We start from the raw sequence: 7,142 nt of genomic DNA on the forward strand, positions 1-7,142 counted from the left end.
CGGACCGCCGGAACCCCTTCGTCGGACGCCGCATGAGGGGAACTCCCACCGCGGCTCCCCGTCCGCTCCTGTTCCTCGACGTCGACGGGCCGCTCATCCCCTTCGGGGGGACGGGCGCTTACCCCGTCCACGAGGCCCCCGGAGCCGTCGGCGGCTCGGCGCTCGCGGACGGAGGCCATCCGCTCCTGTCCCGGGTCGATCCGGCGCTCGGGCCCCGCCTCGCCGCACTGCCCTGCGCACTGGTGTGGGCCACGACCTGGGGGGAGGACGCGAACCTGGCCCTCGGCCCACGCCTCGGACTGCCGGAACTGGCGGTGGTGGACTGGCCCGAACCCGGCGCCGAGGACGGCCGGGGCGGGACGCACTGGAAGACACCCGGCCTCGTCGGCCGGGCGGCGGGCCGGGCGTTCGTCTGGGTCGACGACGAGATCACCTGCGCGGACCGCCTCTACGTCCGCGCCCACCACCCGGGACCGGCCCTCCTGTACCGCGTCGACGCCCGAGTCGGCCTCGGGGAGGCGGACTTCGCGGTGCTCGAGGGGTGGCTGCGCGACCACGGGCCCACGCCGTCCGCAGGACCCGGGCAGCGCGGCGGCCGGTGACCGGATGCGGCCGCGACGGGGGCGCGTGCGCGCGGGGAGTGGACGGCCGTCCGAAATGGGTAGGCTTCCCGGGACATCGTGCACGGCGGGTTCGGGGTGGGGTAATGGCACATCAGATACGGCTTCCCGGTGCGGTACTGGCGGTCTCACTGCTGCTGGGTCTGGCCGGATGTTCCGGAGCCGGCGGCACCGGGGCCGGCAGGACCCCGGCCGACGGGGGCAAACCGGGTGGATCGGCGCCCGTTGCGTCCGCGCCCGCCGACGGCAAGCCCGCCTCCGGTGACGTACTGCCCGGCCTGCTCTCCACGGCCGCCGCCCGGACCCAGCTCGCCGCGCTCAAGGTGGCCCCGCCGGGGACCATGTCGGGCTACAGCCGGGCCAAGTTCACGCACTGGGCGGAGCAGGGCGACAAGTGCGACACCCGCGAAGTCGTCCTCCAGCGGGACGGCAAGGGGGTCGCCCGGGACGCCGAGTGCAAGGCCGTGTCCGGGACGTGGAAGAGCCTGTACGACGGGGTGGTGGTGACCGAGGCCGCGAAGATGGACATCGACCACATGGTGCCCCTCGCCGAGGGCTGGCGCTCGGGCGCCGCGGGATGGGACGCCGCCAAGCGCAAGGCGTTCGCCAACGACCTGACCCACCCCCAGCTCCTGGCGGTGACCGCCTCCTCGAACCGGTCCAAGGGCGATCAGAGCCCCGATCTGTGGCAGCCGCCGTCGAAGGACGCCTGGTGCCAGTACGGGCGGGCGTGGACGACGGTGAAGTCCGCGTACGGCCTGACCGCCACCGAACCGGAGAAGAAGATGCTCGCCACCATGCTGGACACCTGCACGGCCTGACACCGGCCACCCCGCCCCCGCCGATCTCCGATCTCCGATCTCCGCGCCTACGGCACCGCGACCCCCAGCGGCCGGGATCCCGCCGCGAGCCGGCGGCTGCTCCCCGTGTCGAGGCCCACGACGGTCCGCCCGTCGGCCGACATCCGGGTCGGCCGACCGGTGGACGCGGACGGTACGGATACCCGCGGACGCGGGCGCGGGCGACGGTCCGCTCAGCCCTCGTACTCCGTCAGGTCGATGCCGTGGATGTTCAGCAGCGCCCCGGAATCCGGGTGGCTGGTGTCCTTCTCGGCGGTCATCCCCAGCTTGCGGATCACGTTCTCGGACTCGTCGTTGCCGGCCCGGTTGACGGCGACGACCCGGTCCAGACCCCGGTCCTGGACGGCGAACTCCAGCGTGGCGTGCGCGGCCTCGGAGCCGTATCCCTGGCCCCAGTAGGAGCGGCCGAGGCGCCAGGTGATCTCCGCCGCGGGCAGGACCTCGGGGAGCCACCAGGGCATGGAGAGCCCGACGGCGCCGATCAGCTCGCCGGAGGCCAGCAGCTCCACGGCGAAGATCCCGAACCCCTCCTCGTCCCACTCGTCCTCCCACCGCTCGATGGTCTCGGCGGTCTCCTCCAGGTCGAGGGTCTCGCCGTCGCCGATCCAGCGCATCACCTCGGGGTCGGCGTGGATCTCCGACAGGGGGACGAGGTCGTCCTCGGACCAGCGGCGGAGGAGGAGGCGGGGGGTACGGATCTCGGTCATGGAGCCCATCCTGCCCAACGCTCCCGGCAAGGGGTAATCGGGGCCCGTCCCCACCGCCCGCCGCCCTCGTGGACCCGCTCCCGTCAGGTCTCCCGCTACGGCTCCCGCGCGGCGTCGGCCGCCGCCGCGGTCCGCACCGGCCCTGCGGCCGCCGGGACGGTGATCGCGTCGAGCTTGTCCCGCAGATAGGTGTGCGAGTCGACCGGCTCGTGCGCGATACGGCCGATCGGCGCCGGAAGGGACTCCACGCGGGTGTGCGCGTCGCACTCGTAGAAGTAGACCAGTGAGACGAGCTCCTCGCCCGGGGCGTGCGCGGGCGGCGGCAGTACCCGGTGCCGGCCCGCGCGCCAGCGGTCGCCCGTCCAGCGCGCCATCAGATCGCCGATGTTCACGGTGAGCGCGCCCGGATCGTAGGGGGCGTCCTGCCAGCCCTCGGCGTCGGTGTGGATCTGGAGTCCGCCCGCACCCGGTTGCCGGTCCAGGACGGTCACCGTGCCGAAGTCGGTGTGCGCGCCGATGCGGAACTGGCCCGGCAGCGGGGGGCCGAGCAGCTCCGTGCCCGGGTACCAGTTGAGGTTGAACCCCCAGGTGGGGTGGCCCGTGTGCCGGGTGAAATGGTCCGGATCCAGCCGGAGGGCGCAGGCCAGCAGCTCCAGCAGCTCGTCGGAGAGCGTCCGCATCGCGGCCAGGTACTCCGCCACGAGCGGCCGGAGCCCGGGCACCTCGGCCGGCCACGCGTTCGGCCGGAACCACTCGGCGTCCACCGACGGGATCCCGGTGGGGTCCTCGGCCGCGCAGGACCACGACTCCTTGAGGTCCGGCGGGGAGGCCGCGCCCTCCGCGTAGCTGTTGGCCTCCGCTCCCGGGCCCAGCCAGCCGCGGCCGCCGACGGCGACGGCGTACGGGGCCTTGGCGGCGGCCGGGAGCCGGAAGAACGTGCGCGCCGCCTCGCGGATCCGCTCCGGCAGCTCCGGGCCCACCCCGTGGCCGCTCACCAGGAGGAATCCGGCCACTTGGAGGGCCTCGTCGACCCTCGAGGCGATGCGCCGGCGCTCCTCGGGCCCGCCGGCGCGCCAGGGGCCGAGATCGATCACGGGGACCTGAGAACTCACCACGGCGGTACCTGCCTTCCGAGTCGGGGCCGGCCCGGCCAGGGGCGTCCGGTGCATCGGCCCGGTCGGGTCCGGTGCCCTGCCCGATCCCGTTTCCTTCGGAGAGCTCCTAGACCCCCGCGTCGCGCAGGGCGTAACGGACCAGGCCTTCCCCGGTGCCGGCCTCGGTGAAACCGACCCGCCGCAACACCCCGTGGGAGGGCGCGTTGTCCTCGTCCACCGTGGCCGCCAGCAGGGTGAGGCCCGGCTGACCGAAGGCCCAGGCGGAGAGCGCCTTCAGCGCCTCGGTGGCGTAGCCGTTGCCGCGCGCCGAGGGGACGAGGTCGTAGCCGGTCTCGGCCCGGCCGTCGGCGTCCGGGGCGCCGTGGAAGCCCATGCCGCCGATGGCCCGCCGGTCGCTCGCGCGGACGATGACGTACGGGCCCCAGCCCGGCCGGTAGGTACCCGCCTCGCGTGCCTTCGTGACGCTCCCGGCGGCGCGCCGGGTGCCTTCGCCGGGGCCGTCCTCGGCCCAGACGAAACCGCCGGTGCCGCCCGCGTGCAGATCCGCCGCGACCACGGGGCTCATGTCGCAGAGCAGCACGCGCTCGGCCACGACCGGCGCGGCGTACCAGCGCCAGACCGTCTGCCGTGCCCGGCCCGGGAGTTCACCCCGGCCCGTGGCCCACAGCAGGGTCCGCCAGGCGTCGCCGTCGTCGGCGCCCTCGCCGCGCGGTACGTGCGGGAAGAGCCGTTCCAGGACCCTCGCGGGCAGGTCGGCGTCCGGCTCCCAGTCGTGGACGCCGAGTCCGCCGAGGATGTCGTGGGTGTGCAGCAGGGTCTCGACGATTCCCATCGCGGCGAAGCCGTCCGCGGCCGCCGTGCCGTACGGGTGCCAGGCACGGGCGCCGGGCCCGGCGAGGGCCACGGCGGCGGACAGGAACCCGCCGGACGCCTCGATCATGTCGACGAGGCCGGCGGGGCCGGTTCCCTCCTCGGCCCGGATCTCCAGGGGGACGTACCCGTCGCGCGCGCGGACCGTGAGCTGGGCGGCGTAGGCCGCGAAGTCCTCCGTCACGTGGACGGCGGTGTCGTGGCAGCTCCACTCCAGACCTGCGGCCGGGACGGTCCAGTCGAGGTGCGCCACCTCGCGCAGGGCGCGCGTGGTGAGCGAGACCGCCGCGTCGATGTCCTGGGAATCCATGATCTTCATACGCGCACCTTAGGAGGGGGTGCGCATACCGCCAAGGGGGTATCCGGGCCACCGACGGTTCCTCCCGGTGGCGGGACCGGCGGGCGCCGGCCGCGTGATCCGGACGGGCGCTCTGCACGCTCACGGGTTCGCGGGCGGCGGACGGCGGGACCGGGTCGGCGCCGGGGTCCCGGCCCCGCTCCGCTTCCGATTTCGGGTCCGGGGCGGGTTCCGGGGCGGATTCCGGGTCCGGGTCCAGTCGATGAGGTCTGCCGCCGACCAGGTGTTGACGACCCGGTCGGCCGTCACCCCGCATTCCAGGGCCCGTTCACAGCCGGTGGTCTGCCAGTCGAGCTGGCCCGGGGCGTGGGCGTCGGTGTCGATCGCGAAGAAGGCGCCGGCGGCGACGGCGAGCCGCAGCAGGCGGCGCGGCGGGTCGAGCCGCTCGGGCCTGCTGTTGATCTCCACCGCGGCGCCGGACTCCGCGCAGGCCGCGAAGACGGCCTCGGCGTCGAACTGCGACTCGGGGCGGGTCCTGCCCGTCACCAGCCGCCCCGTGCAGTGGCCGAGGACGTCCAGGTGCGGGTTGCGCACGGCGGCGATCATCCGCCGGGTCATGGCGGGGGCGTCCATCCGGAGCTTGGAGTGGACGGAGCCCACCACCAGGTCGACCTCCGCGAGGAGTTCGGGCTCCTGGTCGAGCGAGCCGTCGGCGAGGATGTCGCACTCGATGCCGGTGAGCAGCCGGAACGGGGCCCAGGCCGCGTTGAGTTCGGCCACCGTGCGCAGCTGCTCGCGCAACCGCTCCGGGGAGAGCCCGCGGGCGATCTTCAGGCTCGGCGAGTGGTCGGTGAGCACCGCCCAGTCGTGCCCGAGCAGGGCCGCGGCCCGTCCCATCGCCTCGATCGGGCTGCCGCCGTCCGACCAGTCGGAGTGCATGTGACAGTCGCCCCGAAGGGCCGCGCGCAGGGCGAGGGCCTCGGGGCTCGACGGTGGGCCGGCCGGGTGCGCGGCGGCCTTGTCCTCCAGCCGTTGCAAGTACGCGGGAACCTCTCCGGCCAGGGCTTCGCGGACGACCTGGGCGGTCTTGGGCCCGATGCCCTTGACCTCCTCGAGGGTGCCCGCCCCCACCCGCTCGGCGAGTTCGCCGTCCGCCATCCGTTCGAGGGCGGCGGCCGCCCCGCGGAAGGCATGGACCCGGTAGGACGGCTCCTGGGCGCGCTCCAGCAGGAAGGCGATGCGGTCCAGCGCCGCCACCGGGTCCATGTCCACCTCGTTCCGGGCGACGGCGGGGAGGGGGCCCGGCCCGTGCGGCCGGGGCCCCTCCCCGCCTGGGTTTCCTGGGTCAGGCGCCGTCGGCCGGGCCGGCCGACGGACGGTACTGCAGGGCCACCCCGGCGAGGACGGCGCCGACGGCGGCGCTCAGCACGGCCGCGACGCCCGCCCACTCCAGGGAACCGCCGACCGCGCCGGCGAACGGGTCGAACTCCACTGCTCCGCCCACCACATGGAGTGCGGCGACGCCCAGCGCGACGACCGCACCGGCCCGCCAGACCCCGGGCGTGTCCCGTACCGCCAGCAGGGCGCCGGCGGTCAGGCAGAGCAGAGTGACGGCGAGGGCGAGGAGGCCACCGGGATCACCGGCAGCGAGGCCCGCCACGTCACCGGGCACGTGCAGCGCACCGCAGAGCAGCAGCGCGAGCGCCACGGGCCAGCGCAGTACGTGGCGCAGTGCACCGCTCGCGGAGCGCGTCGGGGGCCGCGCCGGAGCAGGATCCGGGGCCCGGACCGGAGCCGGCCGGTGGGGGTCCGCGCTCCGCCCCGAGAGCGCCGGATCCGCCTCCGGGCGCCGGTACGGGGCCCGTTCGTCGCCGGTGCCCAGGATGCTGACGAGCAGCGCCACGTCCTCGATGGGCCGGCCGAGGGCGGCCGCCCGCAGGGTGATGTCCGCGTCGACGACCTCGTGCGGGGGGCTGCCCAGCAGGGTGACCATCTCACTGACGTCCTGGACGGGCCGGGACACGGCGGCCGCGCGCAGAGCGGTGTGTCCGTGGTGGGGGTGCTGCCCGGAGTCCTTGAGCAGGTTCACCAGTGCGGCGACCTCCCTGACCGGACGGCCGGTGGCCGCGGACTCCAGCACGGTGCGTATGGGCGCGGCCCCGACGCCTTCCGGCGCCGTCCGTCGCTCCTGCCCGCCGCCGCCGGCACCGGGCCGGTCGCGGCCATCGGGTGCGGGGCCGGCCGGGGCGGGGCCGGCCGGCGCAGTGTCGGCCGGCGCGGTGCCGTCGGGTGCAGGGCCGGCCGGTGCGGGTCGGTCCGGTGCGTGGCCGGCCGCCGTGGGGCCGGCCGGATCGGCGTCGTCGGGGTGGAGTGCGTCCGTGACTCCGGCAGGCGGCCGGGCGTCCGTGGTCTCGGGGAGCCCGCGCGGCTCTTCGTACTCCGTCGCGGCGAGCGTGATCGGGTCATTCATGGAAAGCTCCGTTCGCCGGCGCGCGGGTCTACACATCGCACGCCGGTCATCGTGCGTCACGGGATGCGCACGCTTTGTTACATTCAGCGCCACCTCGCGGCGCTGCGCCATTCGGGGCGGGCAAACGGGGGTCGCCCGCGGCGCCGCGCGCGGACCATCGAGGGGCCGCCGATGTCGATCTGCTCCACGCACTCGTCCGGGG

At 75.2% G+C, this 7,142-nt stretch carries 7 protein-coding genes; 2 read left to right on the forward strand and 5 right to left on the reverse strand.

Features of this window, described 5'->3' with window-relative positions; genetic code table 11:
- The first annotated feature begins 32 nt into the window (after nucleotides 1-32).
- Both ABZY44_RS20500 and ABZY44_RS20505 read left to right on the forward strand, forming a co-directional pair.
- The gene (locus tag ABZY44_RS20500) at nucleotides 33-602 is read left to right on the forward strand and encodes a hypothetical protein (RefSeq protein WP_356655746.1); all 570 of its coding nucleotides are present in this window, start codon (nucleotides 33-35) and stop codon (nucleotides 600-602) included.
- A gap of 104 nt (nucleotides 603-706) precedes the next feature.
- Complete coding sequence (locus tag ABZY44_RS20505) at nucleotides 707-1,441, forward strand: HNH endonuclease family protein (protein ID WP_356655748.1); 735 nt, start codon at nucleotides 707-709, stop codon at nucleotides 1,439-1,441.
- Nucleotides 1,442-1,653: 212 nt separating this feature from the next.
- Here ABZY44_RS20505 and ABZY44_RS20510 read toward each other — a convergent pair whose 3' ends face one another.
- The 5 genes from ABZY44_RS20510 to ABZY44_RS20530 form a co-directional block, all read right to left on the reverse strand.
- Complete coding sequence (locus tag ABZY44_RS20510) at nucleotides 1,654-2,187, reverse strand: GNAT family N-acetyltransferase (RefSeq protein WP_356655750.1); 534 nt, start codon at nucleotides 2,185-2,187, stop codon at nucleotides 1,654-1,656.
- A gap of 95 nt (nucleotides 2,188-2,282) precedes the next feature.
- Nucleotides 2,283-3,302: a 2-oxoglutarate and iron-dependent oxygenase domain-containing protein gene (locus tag ABZY44_RS20515; protein ID WP_356655752.1), complete on the reverse strand. Its 1,020-nt coding sequence runs from the start codon at nucleotides 3,300-3,302 to the stop codon at nucleotides 2,283-2,285.
- A gap of 106 nt (nucleotides 3,303-3,408) precedes the next feature.
- Nucleotides 3,409-4,491, reverse strand: a complete 1,083-nt coding sequence (locus ABZY44_RS20520) for a GNAT family N-acetyltransferase (protein ID WP_356655754.1) — start codon at nucleotides 4,489-4,491, stop codon at nucleotides 3,409-3,411.
- A 120-nt stretch (nucleotides 4,492-4,611) separates the two neighbouring features.
- Nucleotides 4,612-5,736, reverse strand: a complete 1,125-nt coding sequence (locus ABZY44_RS20525) for a PHP domain-containing protein (protein WP_356655756.1) — start codon at nucleotides 5,734-5,736, stop codon at nucleotides 4,612-4,614.
- A gap of 79 nt (nucleotides 5,737-5,815) precedes the next feature.
- Entirely contained in the window at nucleotides 5,816-6,940 is a 1,125-nt protein-coding gene (locus tag ABZY44_RS20530; RefSeq protein ID WP_356655758.1) for a hypothetical protein, read from the reverse strand.
- Nucleotides 6,941-7,142: the final 202 nt, after the last annotated feature.

The sequence above is a fragment of the Streptomyces sp. NPDC006544 genome, assembly GCF_040611715.1.
GTDB lineage: Bacteria > Actinomycetota > Actinomycetes > Streptomycetales > Streptomycetaceae > Streptomyces.